The 26,932-nt window shown below is 57.6% G+C and carries 26 protein-coding genes; 7 read left to right on the top strand and 19 right to left on the bottom strand.

Features of this window, described 5'->3' with window-relative positions; genetic code table 11:
- Positions 1–95: 95 nt before the first annotated feature.
- Positions 96–947, top strand: a complete 852-nt coding sequence (locus EQM14_RS12490; protein ID WP_128743468.1) for a class II fructose-bisphosphate aldolase — start codon at positions 96–98, stop codon at positions 945–947.
- A 157-nt stretch (positions 948–1,104) separates the two neighbouring features.
- Here EQM14_RS12490 and EQM14_RS12485 read toward each other — a convergent pair whose 3' ends face one another.
- The 17 genes from EQM14_RS12485 to EQM14_RS12405 form a co-directional block, all read right to left on the bottom strand.
- A complete protein-coding gene (locus EQM14_RS12485) occupies positions 1,105–1,440 on the bottom strand; it encodes a hypothetical protein (protein ID WP_128743466.1) in 336 nt (111 codons plus the stop codon).
- Between the two features lie 316 nt (positions 1,441–1,756).
- On the bottom strand, positions 1,757–2,059 hold the full coding sequence (locus tag EQM14_RS12480; protein WP_128743465.1) for a LiaF transmembrane domain-containing protein: 303 nt from the start codon (positions 2,057–2,059) through the stop codon (positions 1,757–1,759).
- Entirely contained in the window at positions 2,052–2,576 is a 525-nt protein-coding gene (locus EQM14_RS12475; RefSeq protein ID WP_128743463.1) for a hypothetical protein, read from the bottom strand. Before EQM14_RS12475 ends, EQM14_RS12480 begins: the two co-directional genes overlap by 8 nt.
- Entirely contained in the window at positions 2,557–3,009 is a 453-nt protein-coding gene (locus tag EQM14_RS12470; RefSeq protein ID WP_128743461.1) for an anti-sigma factor family protein, read from the bottom strand. The genes EQM14_RS12475 and EQM14_RS12470 overlap by 20 nt, the downstream gene beginning before the upstream one ends.
- Positions 3,006–3,518 carry an RNA polymerase sigma factor gene (locus tag EQM14_RS12465; protein WP_205703256.1) on the bottom strand — a complete coding sequence of 171 codons (513 nt, stop codon included), beginning with the start codon at positions 3,516–3,518 and terminating at the stop codon, positions 3,006–3,008. The genes EQM14_RS12470 and EQM14_RS12465 overlap by 4 nt, the downstream gene beginning before the upstream one ends.
- Positions 3,519–4,004: 486 nt before the next feature.
- The gene (locus tag EQM14_RS12460) at positions 4,005–5,327 is read right to left on the bottom strand and encodes a pyrimidine-nucleoside phosphorylase (RefSeq protein ID WP_205703169.1); all 1,323 of its coding nucleotides are present in this window, start codon (positions 5,325–5,327) and stop codon (positions 4,005–4,007) included.
- A complete protein-coding gene (locus tag EQM14_RS12455; protein ID WP_128743457.1) occupies positions 5,314–5,754 on the bottom strand; it encodes a cytidine deaminase in 441 nt (146 codons plus the stop codon). The genes EQM14_RS12460 and EQM14_RS12455 overlap by 14 nt, the downstream gene beginning before the upstream one ends.
- Before the next feature lie 103 nt (positions 5,755–5,857).
- Positions 5,858–6,784, bottom strand: coding sequence for an ABC transporter permease (locus EQM14_RS12450; protein WP_128743456.1), 927 nt, complete (start codon positions 6,782–6,784; stop codon positions 5,858–5,860).
- Positions 6,774–7,901, bottom strand: coding sequence for an ABC transporter permease (locus EQM14_RS12445; RefSeq protein WP_128743454.1), 1,128 nt, complete (start codon positions 7,899–7,901; stop codon positions 6,774–6,776). The genes EQM14_RS12450 and EQM14_RS12445 overlap by 11 nt, the downstream gene beginning before the upstream one ends.
- The gene (locus EQM14_RS12440; protein ID WP_128743452.1) at positions 7,876–9,426 is read right to left on the bottom strand and encodes an ABC transporter ATP-binding protein; all 1,551 of its coding nucleotides are present in this window, start codon (positions 9,424–9,426) and stop codon (positions 7,876–7,878) included. The genes EQM14_RS12445 and EQM14_RS12440 overlap by 26 nt, the downstream gene beginning before the upstream one ends.
- Before the next feature lie 100 nt (positions 9,427–9,526).
- Positions 9,527–10,612 carry a BMP family ABC transporter substrate-binding protein gene (locus EQM14_RS12435; protein WP_128743450.1) on the bottom strand — a complete coding sequence of 362 codons (1,086 nt, stop codon included), beginning with the start codon at positions 10,610–10,612 and terminating at the stop codon, positions 9,527–9,529.
- A gap of 139 nt (positions 10,613–10,751) precedes the next feature.
- Positions 10,752–11,468: a purine-nucleoside phosphorylase gene (gene deoD / locus EQM14_RS12430; protein WP_128743448.1), complete on the bottom strand. Its 717-nt coding sequence runs from the start codon at positions 11,466–11,468 to the stop codon at positions 10,752–10,754.
- 53 nt (positions 11,469–11,521) lie between these two features.
- Positions 11,522–12,691, bottom strand: a complete 1,170-nt coding sequence (locus tag EQM14_RS12425) for a phosphopentomutase (RefSeq protein ID WP_128743446.1) — start codon at positions 12,689–12,691, stop codon at positions 11,522–11,524.
- Between the two features lie 15 nt (positions 12,692–12,706).
- Positions 12,707–13,699 carry a LacI family DNA-binding transcriptional regulator gene (locus EQM14_RS12420; RefSeq protein ID WP_128744331.1) on the bottom strand — a complete coding sequence of 331 codons (993 nt, stop codon included), beginning with the start codon at positions 13,697–13,699 and terminating at the stop codon, positions 12,707–12,709.
- Positions 13,700–13,827: 128 nt separating this feature from the next.
- A complete protein-coding gene (locus EQM14_RS12415) occupies positions 13,828–14,664 on the bottom strand; it encodes a YjjW family glycine radical enzyme activase (RefSeq protein WP_128743444.1) in 837 nt (278 codons plus the stop codon).
- The gene (locus EQM14_RS12410) at positions 14,661–16,166 is read right to left on the bottom strand and encodes a YjjI family glycine radical enzyme (RefSeq protein WP_128743442.1); all 1,506 of its coding nucleotides are present in this window, start codon (positions 16,164–16,166) and stop codon (positions 14,661–14,663) included. Before EQM14_RS12410 ends, EQM14_RS12415 begins: the two co-directional genes overlap by 4 nt.
- A 59-nt stretch (positions 16,167–16,225) precedes the next feature.
- The gene (locus EQM14_RS12405; protein ID WP_128743440.1) at positions 16,226–16,924 is read right to left on the bottom strand and encodes a Crp/Fnr family transcriptional regulator; all 699 of its coding nucleotides are present in this window, start codon (positions 16,922–16,924) and stop codon (positions 16,226–16,228) included.
- A gap of 204 nt (positions 16,925–17,128) precedes the next feature.
- Here EQM14_RS12405 and EQM14_RS12400 point away from each other — a divergent pair, with 204 nt between their 5' ends.
- The 5 genes from EQM14_RS12400 to EQM14_RS12380 all read left to right on the top strand — a co-directional run bounded on the left by EQM14_RS12400 (position 17,129) and on the right by EQM14_RS12380 (position 22,536).
- On the top strand, positions 17,129–18,244 hold the full coding sequence (locus EQM14_RS12400) for a PfkB family carbohydrate kinase (RefSeq protein WP_128743439.1): 1,116 nt from the start codon (positions 17,129–17,131) through the stop codon (positions 18,242–18,244).
- Between the two features lie 18 nt (positions 18,245–18,262).
- The gene (locus EQM14_RS12395) at positions 18,263–19,192 is read left to right on the top strand and encodes a pseudouridine-5'-phosphate glycosidase (RefSeq protein ID WP_128743437.1); all 930 of its coding nucleotides are present in this window, start codon (positions 18,263–18,265) and stop codon (positions 19,190–19,192) included.
- 136 nt (positions 19,193–19,328) lie between these two features.
- Entirely contained in the window at positions 19,329–20,510 is a 1,182-nt protein-coding gene (locus EQM14_RS12390) for an iron-containing alcohol dehydrogenase (protein ID WP_128743435.1), read from the top strand.
- A 239-nt stretch (positions 20,511–20,749) separates the two neighbouring features.
- Entirely contained in the window at positions 20,750–22,087 is a 1,338-nt protein-coding gene (locus EQM14_RS12385) for an MATE family efflux transporter (protein WP_128743433.1), read from the top strand.
- Positions 22,088–22,164: 77 nt separating this feature from the next.
- A complete protein-coding gene (locus tag EQM14_RS12380) occupies positions 22,165–22,536 on the top strand; it encodes a DUF134 domain-containing protein (protein ID WP_128743431.1) in 372 nt (123 codons plus the stop codon).
- Positions 22,537–22,626: 90 nt separating this feature from the next.
- Here the strand turns inward: EQM14_RS12380 and EQM14_RS12375 are convergent, their stop codons facing one another.
- Both EQM14_RS12375 and EQM14_RS12370 read right to left on the bottom strand, forming a co-directional pair.
- The gene (locus tag EQM14_RS12375; protein WP_128743429.1) at positions 22,627–23,103 is read right to left on the bottom strand and encodes a metal-dependent transcriptional regulator; all 477 of its coding nucleotides are present in this window, start codon (positions 23,101–23,103) and stop codon (positions 22,627–22,629) included.
- A gap of 74 nt (positions 23,104–23,177) precedes the next feature.
- Positions 23,178–24,911 carry a methyl-accepting chemotaxis protein gene (locus EQM14_RS12370; RefSeq protein ID WP_128743427.1) on the bottom strand — a complete coding sequence of 578 codons (1,734 nt, stop codon included), beginning with the start codon at positions 24,909–24,911 and terminating at the stop codon, positions 23,178–23,180.
- Between the two features lie 196 nt (positions 24,912–25,107).
- Between EQM14_RS12370 and EQM14_RS12365 the strand changes: the two genes are divergently transcribed.
- Complete coding sequence (locus tag EQM14_RS12365) at positions 25,108–26,862, top strand: EAL domain-containing protein (RefSeq protein WP_243112523.1); 1,755 nt, start codon at positions 25,108–25,110, stop codon at positions 26,860–26,862.
- The last annotated feature ends 70 nt before the right edge of the window (positions 26,863–26,932 follow it).

Genomic DNA, 26,932 nt, shown 5'->3' with positions numbered 1-26,932 from the left:
TGCCCCGAAAAACATCGTGCCCGCAGAGAACGGACAATAAGAAGTTTCTCGGTCCAAGGGATCTTTTGAATGAAGCGCAGAAAGGAATTTAACATATGCTTACAACAAATTTGGAGGAAATAAAAAAGGCGTCCCGCAGCGGGTACGCGATTCCGGCCATTAATACGCAGGGGGGAAACTACGACATTATCTGGGCGTGCTGCCGTGCCGCCGAAGAGATGAAGTCCCCGATGATCCTGGCGCACTATGTTTCAACCGGCGCTTACTCCGGCCACGACTGGTTCGTCAATGTCTGCAAATGGTGCGCGGATAAAGTCTCCGTTCCGGTTTCCGTCCATCTGGATCACGGCAACAGTTTTGAGATCTGCAAAATGGCGGTCGATCTGAAATTTACAAGCGTGATGATCGACGGCTCGCAGAAACCGATTCAGGAAAATGCTTCGCTGACCAGACAGGTGATCGATTATGCCCATCCCAGAGGGATCCCTGTGGAGGCCGAAATCGGCGAACTGCAAAGGCTGGACAACGGCGTCGTTCTGGAGAATAAGAATATCGCGAATCCGGAAGAAGTGAGAGAGTTCCTGAGCCTTTGCAGTCCGGATACCCTGGCCATCGGAATCGGAAACGCACACGGCTACTACCGGGGTAAACCCGACATTAAGCTGGACGTTTTGGAAAAGGTCCGCAAATTCACGGACCTTCCCCTTGTGCTGCACGGCTGCACCGGGATGAGCACGGATATCGTCAAGGCCGCCATCCGGCTTGGAGTGGGGAAGATCAATTTCGGCACGGAAATCCGTTACAAATATCTTGAGCATTTTCGCAATGCGATGGACCATATGGATCATCAGGGCCATTCGTGGAAAATCTCTCAGGCCGCAAACGACGCCCTGACCGAAGATATTAAAAAGATCATCGAACTGTCCGGTTCCGCGGGCAAGGCCTGAGGAACCGGCCTCGGGGTCCCTGGCTTTGGAAACCGGTGAAACAAGGAGCCGCGGGAACGCTGGAAGATCCAGCGTTCCCGCGGCCCTTTGCATCTGTGGAAAGATCCGTCGATCCCGGTCGGCGGCGGGACGGGAATTCAAACGGTCCGGAAGCGGCTCAGGCGACAACTTCACCGTAAAGTTCGGCATAGGGATGTCCCTTGCAGTCTTTGAGCAGATTCCGGTAAAATTCCAGCGTGTCCCGAATGGTTCCCATACCGCAGAGCGCTTCGTAGGATAAGTAGGAATTCGCCGATTGCGTCAGTTCCCAAATCCCCTTTTCGAACAGCGGGACCAGGGAAGCGGCCGACCCGATTCCCACCTGGTTCAGCATGGTGCATCCGCTGGAAGCTTCAATCAAACCGCGGATTTCCCACAGGATCCGATGTTCCTCTCCAATCCTGATCCAGCTGTTTTCCCGGACTTTGACTCTTAGAACGATGCGGTATTCCATCGGGTTATCCCCCATAAAGCTTTGATTTTTGACCGGAAACCATGCAGATACAGGGGAACCTGAAAGAAGGGCGCTTTCAAACGAATGAAAGCGCCCTTTCGCAAAGAACCCGCGTGTCGTTCGGCTGTGAAGAATTTGCGAAACTTCCCGGTCTGACGGCATCGGGGTTCTGTGCTCTGCGCGGCGGACGCAAGTATTTATTTACCATGTCATTTATCATACAATACCGCCGCGGCATTTTCAAGGGAAATTATTCCTGAAAAATTTCCCGAAAGCGAGGCTTTTTTCTCAAGCCTTGGTCTTTGGTCCCGCCGGCTTATGGAAAATTCAGAAAGCCGGAGTGCTCCGCGGCAATCTGGGCCGCGGCCATGCAGACGGTGAAAAAAGCAAGCGCGACGATGAGGACGACGGAACCCGCGTCGTACCGCATTTTTTCCTCCCGGTTCATGGCGTAGGCCAGCAGGGTCTCGATCCCGAGGAACACAAGGACCAAAGGCCAGAGCGAGACGATCAGGCGGAGCGTCACGGCCGGGACGAACAGCCGCAGAAGGAACAGGATGCCGAAGACGACCATGGAAACGCCCGCGGACAGCGTGCCGACTCTTCTGTTCTTAATCATGCCGCTCCAACTCCTCCCGTTTCCCTTTGATCAGCCGGATGCCGATCAGGATGATGACGACTCCCACAAGCACCTGGGGGAAGACGGAGAGGATGCCTTCGAAATACCTGACGGCCTGCGGAAGAAGCCCGAACCGGAACTGGGAAAGCAGCTTGGCGGCGATCAGGTAAAGCCCGAAAAAGAGCAGGAGGATTCCGGCGTAAAAGCCGGTCCGTGTGGAAAAATGCTCGCTCAGTCCGGTCAGGCTGTCCAGATGGAACAGGTACCGGTCCTCCATCCTGGCGAATTCCTGGTCGTCGGCGCAGGTCAGGTTGATGCACTCGAAAAAGGAATAGAACCACAGCACCGGGATAATATAGAGCAGCGGTCCGATGCCGAGCCACGACGACAGGAAGATGATGAAAAAAAACAGGGACATCAGGGAAAGGCCCCGCTTCATGAATCCCATGAACATGTGCCCCGCGCCGGGCAGCAGGGAAAAAAGGACGGTCCAGACCTTACTTCTTTTCTTCGGCATGATGAAAAACCTCCCAGTGAAGTAGTTGTTGTGAAAAGCCGTTCAGGCGGGTGCTGATCTGCTCCACGGCGGAAAAGCCGGGAGCGCCGATGCGCAGGCTAGAGTCCTTCTGGCCGGCGAGCGTCCGGAGCGTGCCGGAAAAGATGAGGAACAGCGCGGCGCAGGCCGCGAGAGCGACCCGGGCGGAATAAAGGAAAAGCTCCGTGCGCGACTGCCCGCGGGGAAGCCGCCGCCGGACCTCCTCGGTAAATCCGGCGGGCGGGACCGCCGGTCCGCTCTTTTCCACCGCCCGCGCAAGGCGTTCGGCGCAGGGCCCGCAGTCCGCCGCGTGTTCCGCGACCGCGAGCATCGCGGCCGCGTCCAGCGATCCTTCGACAAACTCGCGCAGGGTCGATTCTGAAATGTGTCCGTCCGGCGTAAACAGTCCGTTCATCCTTCTTCCTCCTCCCACAGGGCTTTCAGTAATTTTTTCGCGCGGTAGAGCCGCGTTTCCAGAGTCCTTATGTTCTGCCCGGTTTCCCGCGCCAGTTCGGAGAGCTTTTTCTCCCCGCAGAAATAGCTTTCCGCCACGCTCCGGTAGGGCTCCCGCAGACGGCGGCACAATCGGCGCACATGGCTCAGGGACATCCGGTCCTCCGCCTGTTCCTCCGGCGTGCCGTCCGGGTCGAGGAGCAGGGCGGCGTCCTCGGCGGCCAGCGGCAGGTTCTTCCTCGCCGGGCTTTTCAGGTGGTCCCGGCATTTGTTGACGGCGATGGCGGTCAGCCAGCCCTTCGGGTTTTTCCCGTCGAAGCCGTTCCAGCCGCGGTAGGCGGACACAAAGGTGTCCTGCGCCAGATCCTCCGCGTCAAAATAGTTTTTTGTCATGGTCAGGCAGATGCTGAAGACGAGGGCCTGATACTGCGTTACGGCGCGTTCAAACTGCTGCTCGTTAATACGCATCACCATCCCTTTCGTCTCTGTCTATCAAACGATCCGGCGCGCAGAAACACTTCAAAAAAAGAACACAAAATAAAAAAGCCGCGCGGCCGCAAAATCAAATGACAATTCTGCCCGCCGCGCCGGCCGGAAAATTTACTGTGAAAGCAAGAGAGAAATCGGGAATTTATCTTGACTTTGCGTCACAAAGAGGTATAATTTGGTTGTAAGGCACAAAAAGTGCAGCGCAGGGGAAGGTGTAACGAGCACCCGCCCCCTGCGTACGGAGAAAAGACCTCCATACGCAACTGAATCATCAGCACACTGCGTCCTCTATTATAACTCCGCTTTGTCGTTTTGTACAGAGGGGAAATGGGGATTGTCCGGGTGTGTTTGTGGCGTTGTATATGGATGAAAAATCCGTATACGGCGTTTTTTTGTGCCTTGCGGGGCCGCCCGGGCGGGGCCGGATGTCACCACCATCCTCTCTCTCCGCCTTCGCGGTCCCTTCTTTTAATATTTTTCCACGCCGTCCTTCGTCACGCGGGCGTGCACCAGCGGAATCGATTCCGGCGGCTCCGCGCCGATCTTCACCGCGTCCCGGAACAGGCGTTCCGCCTCCCGGCATTTTTGCTCGGAGGAGGTATGGAATTCCGCGATCGGCTCTCCGGCGCCGACCCGGTCGCCGACCTTTTTACGCAGGACGATTCCGGCGCTGAAGTCGATCGGGTCTTCCTTTTTTTCACGCCCCGCGCCAAGCTCGACCGAGGCGATGCCGCATTCCTCCGTGTTCATCGCCCGGATGAAACCGTCTTCGCCGGACGTGATTTCATGCCGGACGGCGGCCTGCGCGAATTTGGAGTTGTCGTCGAGGACGGAGACGTCCCCGCCCTGCGCGGCGACCATCTCGCGGAGCTTTTGGAACGCCGCGCCGTTTGAGATCTGTTTCTTCGCCAGCTCCCGGCAGATAGGAAGCTCCCCGCGGCCCGCCAAAAACAGCATGTTTGCCGCCAGCTCCACGCAGATGGCCGTCAGGTCCTGCGGGCCGCGGCCCTTCAGCGTTTCACAGACCTCGCGGATTTCGAGGCTGTTGCCGATCGCGCTGCCGAGCGGGCGGTCCATGTCCGTGATCAGCGCGACGGTCCGTCGGCCGACGTGCTCGCCGATGGACACCATCGCCTCGGCCAGACGGATGGAATCGTCCACGGTTTTCATGAACGCGCCGCTGCCGGTTTTGACGTCCAGCAGGATACAGTCGGAGCCGGCGGCGATCTTTTTGCTCATGATGCTCGAAGCGATCAGCGGAATGCTCTCAATGGTGGCGGTCACGTCGCGTAAAGCGTACAGCTTTTTGTCCGCCGGGACCAGATTGCCGGACTGCCCGATAACGCTGACGCCGACCTTCCGCACGATGTCGAAGAAGGTTTCGCGGTCCAGGGAGGTTTTCATGCCGGGGATGGATTCCATCTTGTCCACCGTGCCGCCGGTGTGGCCGAGGCCGCGCCCGCTCATTTTGGCGACGCGCACGCCGAGGGACGCGACGATCGGCGCGATGATGAGCGTTGTCTTGTCGCCGACGCCTCCGGTGCTGTGCTTGTCGACCTTGACCCCGTCGATGGAGGACAGGTCCACCATCTCTCCGGAGCGCGCCATGCACAGGGTCAGGTCGGCGGTCTCCCGCGCCGTCATGCCCTTGAAATAGATCGCCATCATCAGCGCGGAAGCCTGGTAATCCGGAATTTCCCCTTTCACGTAGCCGTCGATGAAGAACTGGATTTCCGTCTGGGACAGTTCTCCGCCGTCGCGCTTTTTGGAAATAACGTCATACATTCTCACGACTGATATCCTCCTTTTCCAGGTCCTTTTTGCCGAAGCCGAGCGGCAGCAGCTCCCGCAGGGAAAAAACCTTCCGGTCTTCCGGCGATTTGGCGAGAATAATCTGAAATTCGTCCGGACCGCAGAATTCCATCATGACCTGACGGCAGACGCCGCAGGGAGGGCAGTAGTCGGCGAGGGGCTCCCCGGCCTTTCCGCCCACAACGGCAATTGCCGCGAATTCGGATTCCCCTTCGCTGACCGCCTTGAAAAACGCGGTCCGTTCCGCGCAGTTGGAGGGGGTGTACGCCGCGTTCTCAATGTTGCAGCCGCGGTAGACCTTCCCGCTTTTTGTCAGCAGCGCCGCGCCGACGGCAAAACCCGAATAGGGGACATAGGCTTTTTCCCGCGCTTCCATCGCGGCCCGTACCAGTTCCTTTTCGTCCATGAAGGCTCCTTTCTCCGTGCCTGAAAAATTCGGGCGGACGGGATCTCCCGCCCATTTCAATTCTATTAAGCGTTCGCTCAAGATCCGTGCGCTTTCTCTGAGCTTATCTCTGACCCTTTTCGTAGGGCAGGCCGTCCGCTTTCGGCGCGACGGAGCGCCCGACAAACAGGATCAGCACCACGATGGTGAGAATGTAGGGCAGCATGGCAAGAATCTGGCTTGGAATCGCCACCCCGCTGTCGCTGCCGCCCAGAACCACGGTGAGCGCCTGGGCGAGGCCGAACAGCAGGCAGGCTCCGTAGGCCCCGTACGGGGTCCATTTCCCGAAAATGACGGCCGCGAGGGCGATGAATCCCTGGCCGCTGATCGCGGTCGGATTGAACTGGGAAATGATCGCGAGGGTCATCGACGCGCCGCCGAATCCGGACAGGACGCCGGAAGTGAGAACGCAGGTATAGCGTGTCCGGCTGACGCTGATGCCCAGAGTGTCGGAGGCCGCCGGATGTTCGCCGACGGAGCGGATGCGAAGGCCCCACTTGGTCTTATAGAGGAAAAACCAGATAAAAAGGGTGGCGGCCAGCCCGAATACCACCGTGACGTCCACATTCAGATTCGCGGCCGGTGTTCCCGCAAAGGCGTCTTCCCCGAACAGCCGCGGAAGCGTCGTCACCGGAGGAGTCATGGTGGCGTCCTTGAACAGGAGGCGGCAGAAGAACAGGGCAAAGCCCGGGCCGATCAGGTTGATCGCGATGCCGGAGATCGTCTGGTCCGCGTTGAACGTCACCGAGGCGATCGCGTGCAGCAGGGCGACCATTGCGCCCGCGATGCCAGCCGCCAGAAAACCGAGCCAGGGATTGCCGGTGAAATAGCTGACGGAGGCGCCGGTGAACGCGCCCATGGTCATCATGCCTTCGATTCCGATGTTGACGACGCCCGAGCGTTCCGAAATCACGCCGCCGAGCGCGCCGAACACCAGCGGGGTGGAGTACATCAGGGTAATGCCGATGAGCAGAAGCAGCTTACTGAACATGTCCGGCACCTCTCTTTTCCAGCTTTTCCGCAAGCACGGGGACCACTTTGGTCAGCGCGACGAAAAATACGATCGTTCCGATCATGATGTTGATGATTTCCGTCGGCGCGCCCACGTCCTGCTGAACGCTCTGCCCGCCGTACAGCAGACCGCCGAACAGCAGCCCGGCAAAGACGCATCCGACGGGGGACGACCCCGCGATCAGCGCCACAGAAAGCCCGTTGAAGCCGTTGTTCTCAAATGCCGCGAGCGTGGAGATTTTGTGCGGCGCCGTTCCGGTGATGGCCAGAGCGCCCGCCAGGCCCGCCAGGGCGCCGGCGATCACCATCGCGTCGGTGATATTGCGGCTGACGTTGATCCCGGCGAATTCCGCGGCGTCCCGGTTGAAGCCGACCGCGCGGAGCTCGTACCCCTTTGTGGAACGGTACAGCAGGTACCAGATCAGCGCGGCCATCAGAATTGCGGCCAGGAACCCGAAATTCACGTCGGTTTTCAGCATGACCTCGTACAGCCACTCGTGCGGCTTCAGCGCCGCCATTCCGGCTTTGGAGGTCTTCCAGTTCGGCAGCAGCATGGTGTAGCTGGATTCATTGACCGGGTAGGTGCTGGTGGAGTTCGGCATGTGGTATGCTTTTAAGGCAACGACAAAATTGGAAAGGTACAGGCCGATCCAGTTCAGCATGATGCTGGTGATGACCTCATGAATGCCGAATTTTGCCTTTAAATATCCGACGATCCAGCCGAACAATGTGCCGCCGAACACTCCGGCGAGCACCACCGCCGGGACCTGAAGAACAGCGGGAAGGTCCAGCTTGACGCCGACCAGCACGGCCGCCAACGCTCCCGCGATGTACTGGCCCTCCGCGCCGATGTTGAACAGCCCGGTCTGAAAGGCGAACGCGACGGAAAGGCCGGTCAGAATGATCGGCGTCGCCTTGATGACGACATTGGAAATGTATTTCGGCCTTGCAAAGATTCCCTGAAACAGAGCGCCGAACGACTGCCATGGATTGTAGCCCGCGACGGCCAGAACGACCGCGGCGACGATAAATCCGAACAGAACGGCGATCAGCGTCGAGGCGATCGGTTTTTTAAGTATTTTCGCTGCCAGTTTCATTCATCCTGCCTCCCGCCATTAAAAGTCCGATGGTGTTTTCGTCCACTTGTCCCTGCGGGAAGGAAGCGACGATGCTTCCCGCGTAGATGACGCCGATCGTGTCCGCGACGTTCATGACCTCGTCCAGCTCCAGGGAGATCAGAAGGACCGCCCTGCCCGCGTCGCGCTCCCGCACCAGCATTTTATGCACGTACTCGACCGCGCCGACGTCCAGCCCGCGCGTCGGCTGGACCGCGATGAGCAGGTCCGGCTCGTTGGAAATTTCCCGCGCGATGATGACCTTCTGCTGGTTGCCGCCGGACAAGCCGCGCACCGGCTGGTTTTCACAGCCCGCCGGGCGGATGTCGTAATCCTCGATCAACTGCCGGGTGTATGCGGCCATTCTGGAGCGGTCGATTTTTCCGTGTCTGCTGAACTCCGGGGTGCGGTATTTTTCGATCACCGTGTTTTCCGCCACTGTAAAGGGGAGGACGAGCCCGCGCCTCTGGCGGTCCTCGTGGACCGTGGAGACCCTGTGGTCGATCACGTTCCGCGGCGTCGTATTCTGGATCTCGGCCCCGCCGATCGTGATCGTGCCGCTTTCCGCGCGGGTCAGGCAGGTGATCGCCTCCACCAGCTCCTTCTGGCCGTTGCCGTCGATTCCGGCGATTCCCAGAATTTCGCCGCGCCGGACTTTCAGGGAAAGATCGCGCACCGCTTCCAGCCCGCGCTCGTTTTTGACCGTCAGATGGTCGATTTCAAAAATGGTGTCCCCCGGCTTGGCGGGCGTTTTGTCGACGACGAGCTTGACGGCGTGCCCGACCATCATGGTGGCCAACTGTTCCTCGTCCACTTCCGCGACCGGAACCGTGTCGATCTTGTGCCCGCGCCGGATGATCGTGCAGACATTGGAGGAGGCTTTGATTTCCTTGAGCTTGTGCGTGATAATGATGATGGTTTTCCCGTCGCTGATCAGGCTGCGCATGATCCCGATCAGCTCTTCGATTTCCTGGGGAGTCAGCACCGCGGTCGGCTCGTCGAGGATGAGCAGGTCCGCCCCGCGGTACAGAGCCTTTAAAATTTCAACACGCTGCTGCATCCCCACGGAGATATCCTCGATTTTGGAGTCCGGGTCGACTTCCAGCCCGTATTTTTTCACGATGTTGAGAATTTCCCCGCGCGCCTTTTTCATATCTAAGATTCCAAATTTGCCGGTGACCTCGTTGCCGAGGATAATATTCTGCGTTACGGTAAAATTGTCGACCAGCATAAAGTGCTGGTGCACCATGCCGATCCCATGCTCGATCGCGGCGTTTGGATTTTTGATCGCCGCCTTTTCGCCGTTTAAGTAAATTTCACCCGAATCGGCCTGATACAGACCGTACAGGATGTTCATCAGCGTGCTTTTTCCGGCGCCGTTTTCTCCCAAAACAGCGTGGATGGAGCCTTTTTTTACGTCCAAATCCACATGGTCAAGGGCACAAAAGGAGCCGAACAGTTTGGTGATGCCGTGCATCTGCACCGCATATTCCGTGCTGACTTCCATGGCAGGAACCCCCTTGCTTTCCATTCTTCATTCCCACAAGGAACGGGGCGCCCAAAAAGAACGCCCCGTCCGCAAGGAAAGGATAACCGGGTCTGTGAGATTATTTCAGCGCTTTGACGAATGCATCGTAATCATCTTTGCTGGCCGGAGGCACGATGGTTTTGTCCTTGATCTTCTGCTCCAGCGCGATGGTCGCATTGTAGGTGTCGTCACCCATCAGCTTGTGCTCTTCCGGAATGCCGACGCCGTCTTCCGTCAGGCCCAGGCTGTAGGTCTTGCCGCCGATTGCCGTGCCGTTGATCGCGTCTTTGGAAACCTGCTCGACCGCTTTGTCAACGCGCTTCATGGCGGAAGTCAGAACATTGCTGGGGGCCAGGAAAGCCTGGTCCTTATCCACGCCGATGGCGTACTTGTTCGCTTCCTTCGCCGCTTCGATCACGCCCACGCCGACGTTGCCCGCGGCATGGAAAACGATGTCGCAGCCGCCGGAGTACATGGATTTCGCGATGGCCTTGCCCTTTGCGGAGTCGACGAAGCTTTCCGCGTACTGCGAGACGACTTCAATCTTTTTGTTCAGCTCGTGCGCGGCATATTCCACGCCGGCCTTGTAGCCGTACTCAAACTGGTCGATGACGTCGCTCTTCTGTCCGCCGACAAAGCCGACCTTGTTGGCTTTTGTGGTCTTGCCCGCGATGTAGCCGACCAGGAAGGAGGGCTCCTGCGCGCGGAACACAACGCAGGTGACATTGGACGGGACCTCGGTGTAGGCGTTGTCGATGATGGCGTAGCTGATGTCCGGATTCTGCTTGGCCGCGTTTTCAAGCGCGTCAGCCATCGCGAAGCCGACGCCCCAGATCAGCTGGTTGCCGTCGTCCGCGGCCTTGTCAAGGTTGGTCCCGTAATCGGATTCCTGCTTGGACTCGGAGTAATTGGGCTTTACGCCGGGGACATCTTTCGCGAGCTGTTGCAGGCCTTCCCAGGAAAGCTGGTTGAAGGACTGGTCGTTGACCCCGCCGGTATCCGTGACCATCAGGACTTTGTACTCTTTCGCGGCTGCCTCAGATGAGCTTCCCGCGCCGGAAGCCGCTTGGCTGGACGCTTCGCTGCTGGACGCCGCCCCCGAGCCGCAGGCCGTCGCGGAAACGGCCATCAGGGCCGCGAGCAGAAATGCTGCCAACTTTTTCATTTAAATTCCTCCTAATGTGTTTGATATATTTGAATATCACAAGTAGTGATATTACTCTTTTTGTCGGCACAACACAAGATTTTGCGGCGGTAGCATAAGAAATCACTTACTTTTTTAGGAAAATCGGCGCGAAAAATGACTAAAATGAAGCGAGGGACAGCGCAAGCTCCATCATCTGCGTAAATCCCGTTTCCCGCTCCGCCGCCGAAAGAGACTCGCCGGTGAAGGGACAGTCGGAGATGGTAAGGAGGCATAAAGCGTGCTTTCCGGCTCTGACCGCATTCATATAAAGGGCGGCGGCTTCCATCTCGACCGCGAGAACGCCCATCTTTCTCCAGGATTTCAGCGCGTTCTCGTCGTCCCCGTAAAAGACGTCGCTTGACAGAACGTTGCCGACTTTCACGCTGATGCCGAGTTTCTCCGCTCCGGAAACCGCGCGGGACAGAAGGCCGTAGTCCGCGGTCGGCGCGAACGTGCCCGGCAGCCGGTACTGGGCGGCGTAATTGGAATCCGTGCAAGCTCCCATCGCGGCGACGATGTCTTTCACATGGACGCCGTCCGCGATCCCGCCGGCGGAGCCGACCCGGATGATGTTGTCCACGTCATAGAAATGGAAAAGTTCATAGGTGTAGATTCCGACGGACGGCATTCCCATTCCTCCGCCCATGACGGAGATGGATTTTCCATTCCGGGTGCCGGTGTAGCCCAGCATATTGCGCACGGTGTTAAAGCATTTTGAATTTTCAAGATAATGCTCCGCGATATATTTCGCGCGGAGCGGGTCGCCGGGCATCAGCACCGTCTTTGCAATCTCCCCGGCCTTCGCGCCGTTATGCGGCGTCGGTGTGTTTTGCATGATTCTCCTCCTGTTTCCGCCGGGACGCGTAACGGCCCCGGGATCCGGTCAATTTATCCAAGAATTCTGTCAAGCCTTGATGTCCCCGTGATCTCGGATTTGATCCCGAAATAATCGAGGACGGTCGAGCCGATATCCGCGAACGTCGGCAGCGTGCCGAGATTTGCCCCTGCGCGGACCGGCTTTCCGCAGACGACCCAGGGGATGTACTCCCGCGAGTGGTCGGTGCTGGGGGTGGACGGATCGCAGCCGTGGTCGGCGGTAATCATCAGAAGATCGTCAGGGCGAAGGCCCGCCAGAATTTCCGGCAGTTTCCGGTCAAAACAGGACAGGGCCTTCGCGTAGCCTTCCACGTCGTTGCGGTGGCCGTAAAGCATGTCGAAATCCACCAGATTGACAAAGCACAGGCCTTCAAAATCGCGGCCCGTCAGTTCGATCGTCCTCTCAATGCCGTCAGGGTTATCTTTTGTCCGAATTGCCTCGCCAATCCCTTTTCCGGCGAAAATATCGTTGATTTTGCCGACCGCGATCACGTCGCGGCCGTTTTTCGAAAGCTGGTCGAGCATGGTCGTGTTCGGCGGCTCAATGGAGAAGTCGTGGCGGTTCGAGGTGCGCGTAAAATTGGGATATTCCCCGACGAACGGACGGGCGATCACGCGGCCGACGCCGTGCTTCCCCGTGAGAATTCCGCGCGCGATTTTACAGTCCCGGTACAATTCTTCCAGCGGGACGACCGACTCGTGCGCGGCGATCTGAAACACGCTGTCCGCCGACGTATAGACGATCAGCGCGCCGGTTTCGACGTGCTCTTTCCCGTAGTCGCGGATGACGTCGGTGCCCGAATAAGGCTTGTTGCAAAGCGAACGGCGGCCGGTCCCCTGCTCGAATGCCCGGATCACCTCCGGAGGAAAACCGTTCGGATAAGTCGGCAGCGGCTTTGGAGAATCGATTCCGGCAATTTCCCAGTGGCCGATGGTCGTGTCCTTGCCCTTGGAAATTTCACGGAGGCGGGCGAACGCGCCCTGCGGTTTCTCCGCGCCGGGACGGCAGGCGACCCCGTCGATATTGAAGAGTCCCAGCCGCTGCATGTTCGGCATGGCAAAGTCGGCGCTCTTCGCGCAGGCCGCGAGCGTATTGCTGCCCTCGTCCCCGTATTCCGCGGCGTCCGGTTCCGCCCCGATGCCGACACTGTCCAGTACGATCAAAAAAATTCTTTTACCCATAAGCCGCTTCCTTTGTCAAAGTTGTTTGGTCGTTTCGCGTATCTTCAGCGCGACGGGGAGAATGTTCTCCCGCTGCTCGATACGGCCGTTTTCCACCTGTTCCAGAATCAGGCTCACCGCCCTGCGCCCGATCGCCTCGATGGGCTGGGCCACGGTGGTCAAGGCAGGCGTCATCAGTTCGCTCAGTTCCACACCGTCGTAGCCGACGATCATCACGTCTTCCGGAACGCTGCGGCCCTGCTCGCGCAATAGTTTGAACAGGGAAAACGCGGCCATGTCGCTGACGGCGAGGACGCCCTCCGCGTCGGGAAAGCGGCGGAACAGCTCCCGTGCCGAACTCCGCCCTTCTGCGTAATCGAAGCCGCTGTCGACGAAAAGCGGCTGAATTCCATGCTCGTTGCATGCGTCCACATAGCCAAGAAAACGCTGCTGACTGCTGGAATATTGCTGGGGACCGCGCATCAGCACGATTTTCCGGCATCCGCACCGGACCAGGTGCTCGGTGGAAATCCTGCCGCCCCCGTAGTTATCGGACTGAACGGAGGCGGTGTAGCCCGCCCCCGCGCTTTTGTCCAGCACAACAACGGGCAGCCGGCAGTTTTCCAGTTCTTCTTCCAGATGTTCGTTGTTCGCGGTGATGATGATGCCGTCCGCGTTCATGGAGGAAAGCATTTTAATGTAAGCGGCTTCCTTTTCCGGATTCTGGTCCGTGTTGCAAAGGATGAGCTTATAGCCGTTTCGGAACGCTTCATCCTCGATCGCGCGGCCGATCTCACTGAGGAAGAGATTGAGAATGCTCGGCACGATATACCCGATCATGCGGGAGGATTTTTTGTAGAGGGAACGCGCGATCTCATTGGGATTGAAACCCGTTTCAGCAATCGCCTTCCGCACGCGGCGCGCTTTTTCTTCGGAAACCTTTGCCGTGCCGTTGATCACGCGCGACACGGTGGCGGAAGAAACACCGGCCAATTTTGCGACATCACCGATATGGACCAAAAAAACCACCAAAGCTTTCTTCTTTCAGCTGCCTGAAACCGAAAATAAAATTTGAAAACGGTTTCAACTGAACATATTGTACATCATCGGAATGCGCATGTCAATGTTTTTATTTATTTTGCAGAAGGTTTTAATCCCTATTTTACTGTGATTGATTTAAATCCGGCGCCGACTGCCAGCTCGCGCAGATTTTGCATCCGCTGCGGGGAGGGGGAGGAGAGGGAAGCGTATTTTCCCTTCACGCCGAACGGCCGAAACGGAATCAGGACGAGGCGGGTGTGGATAGTTTCCGGCCCGAACATTTCGGCAATGCCGCGGATCGCGGCTTCGGTGTCCACATGCCCGTCGAGGCAGACGATGCGGACCTCTTCCAGCTTTCCGAGGCTTGAAAGAAACCGCAGATTTTCTTTGACGGCGGCATTGTCCCCGCCCGTCAGACTGTGGAAAATCTCCGGCGACCAGGACTTGACGTCCAGCATGACGCCGTCGCAGACTTTCATCAGTTCCGGAAAATCGGAAAAGGCGGCCGTGCCGTTGCTGTCCAGCAGGCAGGAAAGGCCGCGCCCTTTGGCCAGCGTGCAGAATTCGGTCAGGAACTGCGGGTACAGCATGCACTCCCCGCCGGAAACCGTGACGCCGCGGATGAACGGAATATTTTTTTCCACCTCCGCCATGACCTGCCCCGCATCCATTTCACGGACTTTCGGGGACGCGCGGTTTGGGCAGACCGCGATGCAGGTGTCGCAGGAAACGCATTTTGATGGGTCCCAGATAATGCGGCTGTCCCGCAGGGAGAGCGCCCCGGCGGGACATTTCGGAACGCATGCCCCGCAGGAATTGCAGAGGCGCTGCGTTTCCGGGTTGTGGCAGTAGCCGCAGGCGATATTGCAGCCCTGCAGGAAAACGGAGGTCCGGCTGCCGGGACCGTCCACCGTGCTGAACGGGATGATCCTGTTGACGGGCGCCTTTGTCATGCCATGCGCACCTTTCGCTTTTCCAGATGGTTGGTCGCGTAGCTCGCGGAACCAAGCTGCGTGGTGTTCTGAAGCACGGCCTGATGGCTGCGGTATTTTTCCATCTCGCTGCGTTTGACCAGGTATCCGGTGATGCGGACCAGGTCCGTGCTGGCGGAGTAAAAGCTCATATACTGGACGCCGAGCGAAAACGCGCCCTTGACGACGTCGAGAAGCGCGGCGGGGTTCTGTTTCACATTGTCCGCGATCGGGAAGATGTCGCCGACGCCGGCGGGGAAGTAGCGGTGGAACCGCGCGCAGTGGCGCAGGTGATCCGCGAAAGAATCCGGCTCGTCGCCGATCGCGATGCGCACGCCGGAGGTGATGCCGAGGTCGCTGTCGAGCCCGACCTGCGCGTGCAGCAGGAATTTTCCGCCGGTCAGCGGGGAATAAGCCGCTTCATAGCCGTCCACAAGCTCCCGGATTCGGTCCATGATCCTTTTCGCGAGGTCGTCGGCTTCCTTGTCCCGCCCATAGATCTTGCCTTTTTCCTTCATCAGCGTGTTGACGCATTCCGCCATTCCCGTCACGCCGAACATCGGCAGAAAACGGTCCTTCGAGATCAGACCCTCGCGCACCAGAAAGTTGGATTCGAAGAATCCGGACTGCTCCACGATGAAACGGATGCGCTCGTTCATGTAATCCGCGATCAGGCGGAGGCACTCCGGCAGCAGCGTGTTCAGAAAATGCTCCTCGCTTTCGGCCTCCTTCACCAGCTCGGTCAGCGTGACGCGGGTCAGCGTGTAGGCGCCGCCGCAGACCGGCAGGATGTTGTAGCAGCTCGCTACGCCGTAGCGTTCCCCAAACGGGGCGCGGTTCGCCGGGTCGTTGCAAACGGCGGGGTTGGAACACCGGAGCGAGCATTGGATTGCCTCTTCCATAAAAGGATCGGGGGTGACGGAAGGATCATATTTGATCGTCAGGTTTGGGACGGTGTTCTGGAGTTCCCGCTCCACTTTCAGAATCAGGTGTCCGGCGCGCGACTCCTCCGGTCCCAGGTTCGCGTGACAAAACGAATCCGTGATCGTCCGGTCCAGATAGGTGAGGAACAGGCGGAGCTTCTCACAGACCTCCTCGTCGGGATGTCCCTCGAGGAACGGGCCGATCAGCCTGTCGAGGCTGCCGAGATAAACCGGAAAGTTGGTGATGGACGGGACGTGGCGGTAAAGAATCATCAGCGAAAAGAGCAGCTCATCCAGCGTCTTCGGCGGGTCCAGCTTTAAAAATTCGCTGCCCTGACGCACGAAGCGCCCGTAGTCGGGCAGGATATAGCGCGGACGGTAGGGGGCGCCACCTTCAAACAAATCGTTGATCGCGCCGGTTTCAAAGTAATGCTTTGTCCGCGGAGGGATGTTCAGCGCATCCAGCGCGTTTTCCGCGCATTTTGCCAGCCCCATCAGCTTTTGCTCGTGGGTCAGTTCGCGGGATGTCAGTGTTTTGTAGGTATTCTCCGAGTCGAACATTGCGATTCCTCCATTCAGTATTGCCGGATTACAATCGGTCTTCTTATCGTTTATGAATTTCACAAATGGGAGTCAAACTCTTTGAAAAGCGCCTGACGCCGGGCGGCGTTCAGCCTGATTTTGCCGTGGGTCACAGAGAGAAAGCCCTTTTGCGCGAGGCCGCGGACGACCCGGTTGACGGTGCGGACGCTGCAGCCGGTCCGCTCCGCGATTTCCGCGCGCGTCAGGTCCAGCCTGACGTCTTCCAGCGGCTCTCTTCTCGTGTCGTAGGCGCGCAGCAGAACCTGAATCACCCGGCCGGAAGCATCCAGAAAATGCCGGGCCCTTTCGTTGACCGTTTGGTCCAGCAGAGTTCCCAGAATGCTGCGGACCCTGCCGAAAAAGAATTCCGGGTCGTTTTTCACCCACTGCAGATAAGCCTGAGAAGAAAAGGTGAGAAACCGGCAGGGGGAGACGGCCCGCACTTCCGCAAGGTAGCGGTTTCTTCCGGCGAGCAGCTCGTATTCCCCAAAAAATTCGAACGGCCTGAAATCCGTCACCGTATAGCTGGAAAAGCGGGGGCGGCTGATGATCACCGAAACACGGCCGCACAGCAGAAGGGAAACCCTTTCGCAGAGGTCCCCCTCGCGGATCAGGGCGTCTCCCGAATCGAGGGAAACGGGAGATACGGGCGCTCCGCCGGGAAAGGAATCCATGATCGGCGAAAGTTTTGCCCGTAAGGAGTCGCTTTCCGAAGCTAGATATTCGGCAAGATCCATAGAGCTTCACCCCGAATTCCGGATGAATTTGTGGCCTATCCTTATTATAACGGATTCAAGGCATAATAAAAGGACATATGTCCTGTTTTTTTAAATGTTCCCGGCGTCTGATTCATTTGTGCCGCACTTGACAGAAGGCCAGCCGCCTGGTAATATAAACATAAGATTATGGACATAAGCATATGTTAAGGAGGCGGGCAAAGAATGACGGAACGGGAGCGCCAGATCTTTCGCTGGATCGAAGGCAATCCGCTGATCTCACAGCAGGAACTGGCTCAAAAAGCCGGGATCACAAGATCTTCCGTTGCGGTCCACATTTCCAACCTGATGAAAAAAGGGCTGATCCGCGGCAAGGGCTATATTCTTCAGCAGGAGCCTTACGCCGTTGTGGTCGGCGGGGCGAACATCGACATCGGCGGAACGCCGTTCCGGCCGCTGGTCAGGCGGGACTCCAATCCCGGCCGCGTCATCCTGTCCTCGGGCGGAGTCGGCAGGAATATCGCGGTCAGTCTGTCTCAGCTCGGAGCCGGGGTGAAGCTCGTCACCGCGCTCGGCGACGACGCGTATGCGGCGCAGATCGCGGACGGCTGCCGCAGGGCGGGGCTCGATCTTTCGGGATCGCTGACGGTTCCGGGCGGGGCGACCTCCACCTATCTCTATTTGACCGATGAGAAGGGAGAGATGGAGTTGGCCGTCAACGACATGCAGATTTATGAACACTTGACGCCGGAATTCCTGAAGACCAAGATGGACCTGATCGAGAATGCCGCCCTGTGCGTCATGGATACCAACCTGACTGCGGAGACGGTGCGCTGGCTCGCTGAAAACGTCCATTGCCCGATTTTCTGCGACCCGGTGTCCGCTGCCAAGGCCGGCAAGCTCACCGGCCTGCTCGGACGTATTCACACGCTCAAGCCGAACCGGCTGGAAGCGGAGCTGCTCAGCGGAATAAAAATCGAGGATGAACGGTCGATGGAACAGGCGGCCGCCGCCCTTCTCGAAACGGGGCTGGAACGGGTGTTTCTTTCGCTGGGAGAGGACGGGGTCTACTGCGCGGACCGCGGCGAACGCTTCAAATTGCCATGCGCTCCTTCCAAACCGGTCAACGGCACGGGCGTCGGCGACAGCTTTATGGCCGCCGCGGCCTGGGGCTGGATGCGGGGGCTTTCGCTGCGCGAATGCGGCAGGGCGGGCCAGGCGGCCGCGGCCATCTGTATCGAAAGCCCGCAGACCGTCAGCCCGGATTTGAACGAGACTGCCCTTTTGGACCGGATGGGGAGTCAGGAAGAACAAAAAACGCACATTGATTCCAGATCATAAGAAAAGGAGTTCATTCAAATGAAATCGCTTGAACAATATTTAACCGTGTCCCCGGAGGTCAAAGACGCGCTTGAAAACAACAGACCGGTCGTGGCGCTGGAGTCCACCATCATTTCCCATGGAATGCCGTACCCGAAAAACGTGGAAACGGCGCTGAACGTGGAAAAGATCATCCGGGATAACGGCGCGGTGCCGGCGACTGTCGCGGTCATCGGGGGAAGACTGCGCGCGGGTTTAACGGAACAGGAGATCACCTATCTCGGCAAAAAGGGACTGGCGGTGACCAAGGCGAGCCGCAGGGACCTGCCGGTGCTGGCCGCGCGCGGGGGGGACGGCGCGACGACCGTAGCCGCCACCATGATCGTTGCGGCCCTGGCGGGAATTCGGGTTTTTGCGACCGGCGGGATCGGCGGGGTTCATCGCGGGGCCGAAGTTACCATGGATATTTCCGCCGATCTGGAGGAACTGGCCCGGACGCCGGTCATGGTGGTCTGCGCGGGCGCGAAATCGATCCTGGACCTTGGGCTGACGCTGGAATATCTCGAGACGAAAGGCGTTTCCGTTCTCGGCTACCGGACCGAGGAACTGCCGGCGTTTTTTACGAGGAAAAGCGGATTCCGGGTGGATTACCGTGTGGAGACCCCGAATGAGCTGGCGCGCATCTGCCGCGCAAAGCAGGATATGAACCTCGGCGGCGGACTTCTGGTGACCAATCCGATTCCGGAGGAATACGCCATGGACCCCGGCTACATCAGCCGTTCCATCGACGAAGCCTGCGCGGAAGCCAAACGGCTTGGAATCAAGGGCAAGGAAATCACCCCGTATCTGTTGGACAAGATTCAGAAGATCACAGGGGGAAAAAGCCTGGAAGCCAACATCCGGCTCGTCTACAACAACGCCGAGCTGGGCGCGAAGGTTGCCTGTGAGCTGTGCGGGTTGGAACGATAAGCAGAGGACCCCTGAGGGAGCCTTTTGCATTTCTGACCGGGCTGTTCCTATGTTGGTGAGAAAATGCTATAATACCATTAGCCAAGATTGCTGGTGGAAAATATTGCATTCGTATCACAAGGAGAGGAAGACAGCGATGAACGGGTTTACTTATTATTCTCCGACCAAGGTGTTGTTCGGCCGCGGCTGCGAACGGAATGTCGCGGCTGAAATCCGGGCGTTCGGCGGGAAAAAGATTTTATTGGTATACGGGGGACACAGCGCGGAAAAGAGCGGACTGCTGGCGAAGGTCGGCCGGGCGCTGGAGGAAGCGGGCCTGGCATACCGGAGCCTCGGCGGCGTGAAGCCGAACCCCCGGCTGGAACTTGCGGAAAAGGGCGTGAGTCTGGCCGTGGAATACGGAGCGGACTTCATCCTGGCCGTCGGCGGGGGAAGCGTCATTGACACGGCAAAGGCAATTGCGCTCGGAGCCGCGAATCCCGGAACAAATCTTTGGGATTTCTGGCTTCAGAAGGCAAAACCGGAAGCCAGCCTGCCCGTGGGCGTCATCCTGACCATTTCGGCGTCCGGAAGCGAGGCCAGCGAAGCCGCCGTGCTGACCAATCAGGACACCGGCGAAAAGCGGGGACTGAGCAACGAACTGAACCGTCCGCGCTTTGCGTTCCTTGACCCGGAGCTGACGTACACGTTGCCAAAGTACCAGATTGCCTGCGGTATCGTGGACATCATGATGCATACGCTGGACCGTTATTTTACTCCGACGGAAGGGAACGAGCTGACGGATGAGATCGCGGAGGCGCTGCTGCGCGTGGTGATCCGCAACGGGACCAAGGCGCTGGAACGCCCGGATGATTATCAGGCGATGAGCGAGCTGATGTGGGCGGGCAGCCTGTCCCACAACGATCTGACCGGCCTGGGCGCCCTGAAAGATTTTGCGGTGCACCAGCTGGGACACGAGCTCAGCGCGATGTTCGACGTGGCTCACGGCGCCAGCTTGTCCGCCGTTTGGAGCTCCTGGGCGCATTATTGCTATCGTTCCAAGCCGGAGCGCTTTGCCCGCTATGCCCGGAATGTCTGGAACGCAGCCGGCGCCGACACGGAGGCGGCTGCGCTGGAGGGGATAGAAAAGACGGTAGCCTATTTTAAATCCCTGAACATGCCAATCGATTTCTCCGGCCTGGGTATCGGCGTGCAGAGGGAGGAGACCCTTCGGGAGCTCGCCGACCGGTGCGTTTTCCGTGGGGAACGCAAAGTGGGCAGCTTCCGGGTCCTGGACCGCAGTGATGTTTATCAAATCTACAGTTTGGCAAATCATTGAACTAAAATATATGTAAAGCAGAGGCCCGCAGGGAGATGATCTGCGGGCCTCTTGCCTTTTCCGGGAAGATCATATTTGAATCCGGGACTGGCGCCGGAAAAACGGAGTTTGCGTCAGGAAATGGTAAGGCGTAAAAAATACGACTATGATTTCCGTGGCGTCTATGCTATAATACATTAAAAATATGTTAAAAGCAGAATACATATTGAAGGGAAAACGGTATTACGGAAAGCGATCACTTGGAAAAAGAGCCTTTTTCCAAAAGGGAACTGGTGCGGCTGATCTGGCCGCTGGTGATAGAACAATTTCTTGCTGTCACGATTGGAATGGCCGATACGGTCATGGTCGCGACCTCCGGGGAGGCGGCGGTATCCGGCATCTCGCTGGTCGACGCGGTCAATACGCTGCTGATCCAGATTTTTGCGGCTCTCGCAACGGGAGGGGCTGTTGTGGCGTCCCAGTATCTCGGCAGCCAGAATCGGGAGGGCGCCTGCCGGTCCGCCAAACAGCTGCTTTATACCATCACGGCAATGGCCTCCGGAATCACGGTGCTCTCCGTGATTTTCTGCCGTCAGATCCTGCGGTTCGTTTTCGGCGGGATAGCGCCCGACGTGATGTCAAACGCGCAAACCTACTATTATCTCACGGCGTTGTCTTATCCGTTCATGGCCATTTATAACGCTGGCGCCGCGCTCTACCGGTCGATGGGAAACAGCCGCATTTCCATGGTGGTTTCCATTCTGATGAACCTGATTAATATCGTCGGCAACGCGATTCTGATTTATGGGTTCAATTGGGGCGTGGCGGGGGCCGGCACGGCCACTCTGCTGTCCCGGATTGTTGCGGCCGTGCTCATGCTGATTCTGATTAAGGAAAAAGAGAACCTTATCTTTATCGAAAATATTTTTCGTTTTGAATTTCATCCCGACATGATACGGAAGATCCTGGCGATCGGTGTTCCAAACGGGCTGGAGAACGGAATGTTTCAGGTTGGCAAGCTGCTGGTGCAGAATCTGATCACTACATTTGGGACTTCCGCCATCGCGGCCAACGCCATTGCCAACAGCGTTTCCAGCTTTTCCAATATTCCGGGGAATGCCATCGGCCTCGGGCTGATTACCGTGGTCGGGCAGTGCGTTGGAGCCGAGGATTACGACCATGCCGTTTTTTATACCAAACGCCTAATGAAAGCGGCTTATCTCTCCATGGGCATGATCAATGTCGCCCTGTTCCTGTTTGCCGGCCCGATCGTCGGGGTGTTCCATCTCAGCGCTGCGGCGACGGCCAGCGCCTCCCAGATCCTGACTTGTTTCGCGGTGTTCAACGCGGTGATCTGGCCTGTTTCCTTTACGCTTCCGAACGCTTTGCGCGCCGCGGGAGACGCCCGTTTCACCATGGTGACTTCCATGCTTTCCATGTGGGTTTTCCGAATCGGGTTCAGCTATATTCTCAGTCTCCTGCTGGGCCTTGGGCTGCCGGGAACCTGGTTCGCCATGTATATCGACTGGGTTGTCCGCTCCCTCGTGTTTCTCATCCGTTTTTCCGGCGGGAAATGGAAACAGAGGAGGGTCATTTGAAAGCGGATGCTTTTTGACAAACGGGCGATATGATATCATGAATCGTAAGATGTTTGGTCCGGTTTGGAGGTGGGACGATGCCAAGGCCCAGAAAATGCAGGAGAGTCTGCTGCATGCCGCAGGTCAGCGTGTTTGGCCCCGAGGGCGGAACCGATGCGGCGGATCCCCTTTTGATGACGGTGGAGGAGTACGAGGTGATTCGGCTGATCGATTGGAACGGGCTCAGCCAGGAAGAGGCCGCGGCCGAAATGGGCGTCGCGCGCTCCACGGTACAGAGAATTTACGGGGAGGCCCGCCACAAGCTGGCGGACTGCATCGTGAACGGCAGAACGCTGAAAATCGGCGGGGGAAACTACCGCTTGTGTTCCAACGGGGAATTGTGCGGCTGCCGGAGAAGGTGCTGCCCGTCTTGTCCGGATTGCGGAACCGAAACGGAATCCAAAGGATAGACTGCCGTGTCAGAGCCCTGTCCGGCGTGCCGGCAGAAAACACCTCCCGATGTAGGAACATAACTACGTCGGGAGGTGTTTTCCGCCAAGCTATCGTTTGTCTTTGAATTCGGCAAAACGCTTTCGGGACTGTGTGTCGGACTCGAAAAAATCGAGAAGGATTTTAAGGCAGGAGACGGTCCTTTCACTGAGCGAATGCTCAATCAATTCCGTTTCCTCCAATGGTTCGCTGCTGCCCGCAAGAAGAAGGAACCGCTCGACGGTGTTGTGGCGGTCCAGCAGGTATTCTCCTGCGCTGCGCCCTTTCTCCGTCAATAGGATGATTTCATATCGGTCGTATTTCAAATATCCCATTTCAGCGAGTTTCATCATCATTTTGGAAGCGGAGGACGGCTTGACATGCAGCAGCTCGGAAAGCCTGCCGACCCGTGTGTAGCCGTCCTTGCTGCAAAGGCGGAAGATCATCTCCAGGTAATCCTCCATGGCGGGTGTCAGCTGGCCTTCTTTCTGGCTGATCAACTGGTATCCGCGGAAGGTGCGGAATTCGGCGTTCGTCTCATGGTCCATTCTGGTCAGATCCTTTAGTGAGGTATTACAATCATATTCAGGATCCCGCTTCATTCAGAACCATTTCATTAGCCTCAGGAAAAAATTTTGCCCTGATCGCGGGTGCCGGGCTCCCCCTGAAGGCGAACCTGGGCGAGCAGTTTTCTCAGCAGCTCCGCATGGCCGGAGAGCTCCTCACCTGCGGCGGCGCTTCGGGAGGACAGATCGGCGTTCGTGCGGATGACTGCGCCGACCTGCTCGGCGGACAGCGCGGCCTGTTCCGCGCTGTTTGCCTGATCTTCGGATGCCGACGTGATCCTGCCGATGCTTTCGTTGATTTCCGCGAATTTCCCGGCGGTTTTTGTCAGTTCCGACGCGGTCTTTTCCGCCCTTTCACAGCCGTTCCCGATTTTTTGGACGGAATCCTCAATCAGAATGTCCGTCTGTTTTGCCGCCGCCGCCGTTTTTTCCGCAAGAGCGCGCACCTCCTGTGCCACGACCGTGAAACCGTGCCCGGCGCTCCCGACCCGGGCGGCCTCAACGGACGCGTTGAGTGCCAGAAGGTTGGTCTGGAATGCGATCGAGTCGATCTGCGCCAAAATCTGCCGCATCTTTTCGGAAGAGGCGCGGATTTCTTCCATCAGCGCAAGAAGCCGCTTCATCTGCTGGTCGCTTTCCTCCACGCTTTCCAGCGCGGCGCCGGTGTCCTTCAGAATCCTGGCGACATCGTCCGCGTTTTCCCGCGATTTTTCCAGAATGCCGTTGACGGAAACGGTGAGCTGATCGACGGAGCGGCTCTGCTTCTCGGCCCCGCGGGCGACCTGCTGCGCGCCTTCCGACACCTGCGCCGCTCCCGCGCCGATCTGGTCTGCCGAGGAGCCGATCTGGGAGAAGGACGCGCTGAGTTTTTCCCGGATGCTGTTGATGGAAGCGGATAGAGGGGCGAAATTTCCGGGGAAGTCCGGAATATCCGCTTCGGTGAAATCCCCTTCCGAAAGATTCAGCAGAATAGCGGCGGTTTCCGAAACATAATCTTGCAGCCGCCGAAACGACGCGTTCAGAGAATCGGCGAGATCTCCGATTTCGTCGCTGCCGGCGTAGGAAATGCGCAGGTCCAGCGAGCCGTTGGAAAATTTTCGCGCGGCTTCGGCGATGGAACCCAGAGGCCGCCCGATGGAACGGGAAAAACGGATGCCGAACCACAGGGACGCGGCGATGGCACACAGCGAAAAAACGCCCTGGAGGAGAAAGAGAAAGAAAGAGACCCGTTTTTCCTCTGCCGCCGCCCCGGCGGACGCCCGGTTCTGAAGGTCCATGAAGTTCTGATAATGCTGCAGGATCGTTTCCTCCGGGGCGATGCTGTTTTGCAGAAGGGTGTCCGCCTGGGCCAGCTGGCTGCTGTCGGCGGCTTTTATCGCGTCTGTGATTTTGGGATCAAACGCTTTCCGGAATTGCTCCGCGGCCTCCGTCAGTTCTTTCGAGGCTTCGGGGGAGCCGGCGGACCGCAGCAGCTCCGCTTCATAAGATTGATAATCTTTCCGGCTTTTGTCAATGGAGGCCTTGTCCGATTCAAACAGTTCGGAATTATGGAAATTGATCACCGCATCGCGCGCGGAAGATTCCATGTGCGAAAGACAGGTCATGGCGTGGGCGGCGGCCGGCAGCCTTTCCGCAACCCGCATGCTTTCTTCTGCGGCTGAATTTGCGCGCGCCATACCGTGACTGCCAATCGCGGCGACGGCCGCGGAGCAGGCGGAGACAGCGCAGAAGGCGAGAATCAGTTTCCGGGCGATGCCGCGCTTTTTCTTTTTTGCGGCCTCTTTTCTCATGTGTGATGCTCCTTCGTTTTTTTCTGCAACTAGTATAGCGCTTTCGATGGACCAGTCTGTTAGAGCCTTGTTCAGAGCATGTAAATAATTTAAAAAGAGGTTTAACCTTCATTTTACATCCGGTTAACAGGAAAAATATGACGGGAAATTATAATGGATGCAGAGCGCGCGATACAGGGAAAGAAGGGGAATCGGAGTGGACTCAAAGCACAGGCAGGATCTTGACCATATTATCGACGGGGGCTGCATTAAAACTGTTTTTCAGCCGATCGTCTCTTTGAAGGACGGTTCCGTGCTGGGCCATGAAGCGCTGAGCAGAATGACCTGCGAAACGGGCATATCCGATCCGGAGCAGCTGTTCCAGGCGGCGGGAGAAAGCGAACGCCTGTGGGATTTGGAGCTTTTATGCAGAACCACGGCTTTGAGGACCGCTTATCTGGATTTGGAATACGCGGTCCTTGGGAAGAAACTGTTTCTGAATGTAAATCCGAACGTGATGCACGACGAAAAATTCCGCCAGGGGTTCACCCACAAATATCTGGAGCAATACGGAATCCGGCCGGAAAATATTATTTTTGAGATCACGGAACGCAATGCGGTGTCCGATATGCAGGGATTTGTCGGAACGGTGGAACACTACAAGGGACAGAATTACCATATCGCGGTGGATGATGCGGGGGCGGGCTATTCCGGGCTGAACCTGATCGGCAGCATCCGCCCCCATTATATCAAGCTGGACATGAGCCTGGTCCGCGGTATCGACCGCGACAACATCCGCTATGCCCTTGTCAAAAGCATGGCGGAGCTCTCAAGGACCGCGGGCATCGATCTGATTGCGGAGGGCGTTGAGACGCGGCGCGAGCTGGAGACGCTGGTGGACCTCGGCGTCCAGTATGCGCAGGGATATTTTCTGTGCAGGCCGGACGAGCAGATCCGGGAAGCCGAACCCGCCGCGAAGGAGCTGATTCTTGAGCTCAACCGCAGAAAAAAGCATATCCTCGGCACACAGGCCAGCAATATCTATATCTCAAATATCTGCACGCCGACGGAAACGATTCCGCCCGAAATGAAAGTCGAGGCGGTTTTCGACAGGCTGAAAGACGATCTTGACGCGTTCGGCTGCTGCGTGGTGAAGGACGGGAAAGTCCTGGGCGTTGTGACAAAGTCGCATCTCGTCCTGCAGCTCAGCGGCAGGTACGGGTTCAGCCTTCACCAGAAGAAACCCATTTCCTTTCTGATGGATACCCGTTTTCTGTCCGTGGACTGCTGCACGCCGATCAATGCCGTCTCCAACGCGGCCATGTCCCGGACGCCGGATAAGCTGTATGATTTCATCGTTGTCACCCGCGATGAAAAATACCTTGGGACGGTCACCATCAAGGACCTCCTTCAGAAGACGACGGAAATCGAAGTCGTCAACGCCAAATACCAGAATCCGCTGACAGGTCTGCCCGGGAATGTGGTGATCGAACATAAAATTGACCAGTGCCTGGCCTGTGAAAAGCCGTACTGTGTGATATATTTTGATATTGACAACTTCAAGGCCTATAACGACGTCTACGGATTCGAAAACGGGGATTCCGTGATCAGGCTGCTCGCGGAGGTGCTGCAGCGGCATCTGCCCCCCGACCAGTTTGCCGGGCATGTGGGCGGGGATGATTTTGTCGTTGTGACGCAGTGCGAAACGGCCGAGGAATACTGCGGACAGGCCGTGAGGGATTTCCATACGGAGGTTTTGGAACTCTATAACGCCCAGGACGTGCAGAACGGATATATCTCGGCGGAGAACCGCAGGGGGAGAAAAGAAAAATTTCCGCTGATCTCGCTGTCGGTGGCGGGGATCCGGGATCAAGGCTCGCGGTTCCGGGACCGGCTGGAACTGACGGAGGAGCTTGCAAGATTAAAGAAAAAAAGCAAGCAGCAAAAAGGTGACAGCATTTTCTGGCTGTAATTTATTAAAATTACAATTTTATCCTTTTTAAAAAATTAATGCAAAATTAATATATTTAGTGTATAATCAA

This window comes from Caproiciproducens sp. NJN-50 (assembly GCF_004103755.1).
In the GTDB taxonomy this organism is placed as follows: domain Bacteria; phylum Bacillota; class Clostridia; order Oscillospirales; family Acutalibacteraceae; genus Caproicibacter.
This window is presented reverse-complemented; position numbering and strand designations above follow the sequence as displayed.

Excerpts from the sequence above, each read along its gene's own strand:
- EQM14_RS12415 (WP_128743444.1), bottom strand. The coding sequence starts at position 14,664 with ATGACAAAGGCGCCCGTCAACAGGATCATCCCGTTCAGCACGGTGGAC.
- EQM14_RS12455 (WP_128743457.1), bottom strand. The coding sequence starts at position 5,754 with ATGGACGAAAAGGAACTGGTACGGGCCGCGATGGAAGCGCGGGAAAAA.
- EQM14_RS12400 (WP_128743439.1), top strand. The coding sequence starts at position 17,129 with ATGACGGAACGGGAGCGCCAGATCTTTCGCTGGATCGAAGGCAATCCG.
- EQM14_RS12490 (WP_128743468.1), top strand. The coding sequence starts at position 96 with ATGCTTACAACAAATTTGGAGGAAATAAAAAAGGCGTCCCGCAGCGGG.
- EQM14_RS12395 (WP_128743437.1), top strand. The coding sequence starts at position 18,263 with ATGAAATCGCTTGAACAATATTTAACCGTGTCCCCGGAGGTCAAAGAC.
- EQM14_RS12440 (WP_128743452.1), bottom strand. The coding sequence starts at position 9,426 with ATGGAAGTCAGCACGGAATATGCGGTGCAGATGCACGGCATCACCAAA.
- EQM14_RS12425 (WP_128743446.1), bottom strand. The coding sequence starts at position 12,691 with ATGGGTAAAAGAATTTTTTTGATCGTACTGGACAGTGTCGGCATCGGG.
- EQM14_RS12390 (WP_128743435.1), top strand. The coding sequence starts at position 19,329 with ATGAACGGGTTTACTTATTATTCTCCGACCAAGGTGTTGTTCGGCCGC.
- EQM14_RS12375 (WP_128743429.1), bottom strand. The coding sequence starts at position 23,103 with ATGGACCATGAGACGAACGCCGAATTCCGCACCTTCCGCGGATACCAG.
- EQM14_RS12450 (WP_128743456.1), bottom strand. The coding sequence starts at position 6,784 with ATGTTCAGTAAGCTGCTTCTGCTCATCGGCATTACCCTGATGTACTCC.
- EQM14_RS12370 (WP_128743427.1), bottom strand. The coding sequence starts at position 24,911 with ATGAGAAAAGAGGCCGCAAAAAAGAAAAAGCGCGGCATCGCCCGGAAA.
- EQM14_RS12435 (WP_128743450.1), bottom strand. The coding sequence starts at position 10,612 with ATGAAAAAGTTGGCAGCATTTCTGCTCGCGGCCCTGATGGCCGTTTCC.
- EQM14_RS12480 (WP_128743465.1), bottom strand. The coding sequence starts at position 2,059 with ATGATTAAGAACAGAAGAGTCGGCACGCTGTCCGCGGGCGTTTCCATG.
- EQM14_RS12485 (WP_128743466.1), bottom strand. The coding sequence starts at position 1,440 with ATGGAATACCGCATCGTTCTAAGAGTCAAAGTCCGGGAAAACAGCTGG.
- EQM14_RS12410 (WP_128743442.1), bottom strand. The coding sequence starts at position 16,166 with ATGTTCGACTCGGAGAATACCTACAAAACACTGACATCCCGCGAACTG.
- EQM14_RS12380 (WP_128743431.1), top strand. The coding sequence starts at position 22,165 with ATGCCAAGGCCCAGAAAATGCAGGAGAGTCTGCTGCATGCCGCAGGTC.
- EQM14_RS12470 (WP_128743461.1), bottom strand. The coding sequence starts at position 3,009 with ATGAACGGACTGTTTACGCCGGACGGACACATTTCAGAATCGACCCTG.
- EQM14_RS12445 (WP_128743454.1), bottom strand. The coding sequence starts at position 7,901 with ATGAAACTGGCAGCGAAAATACTTAAAAAACCGATCGCCTCGACGCTG.
- deoD (WP_128743448.1), bottom strand. The coding sequence starts at position 11,468 with ATGCAAAACACACCGACGCCGCATAACGGCGCGAAGGCCGGGGAGATT.
- EQM14_RS12475 (WP_128743463.1), bottom strand. The coding sequence starts at position 2,576 with ATGCCGAAGAAAAGAAGTAAGGTCTGGACCGTCCTTTTTTCCCTGCTG.
- EQM14_RS12405 (WP_128743440.1), bottom strand. The coding sequence starts at position 16,924 with ATGGATCTTGCCGAATATCTAGCTTCGGAAAGCGACTCCTTACGGGCA.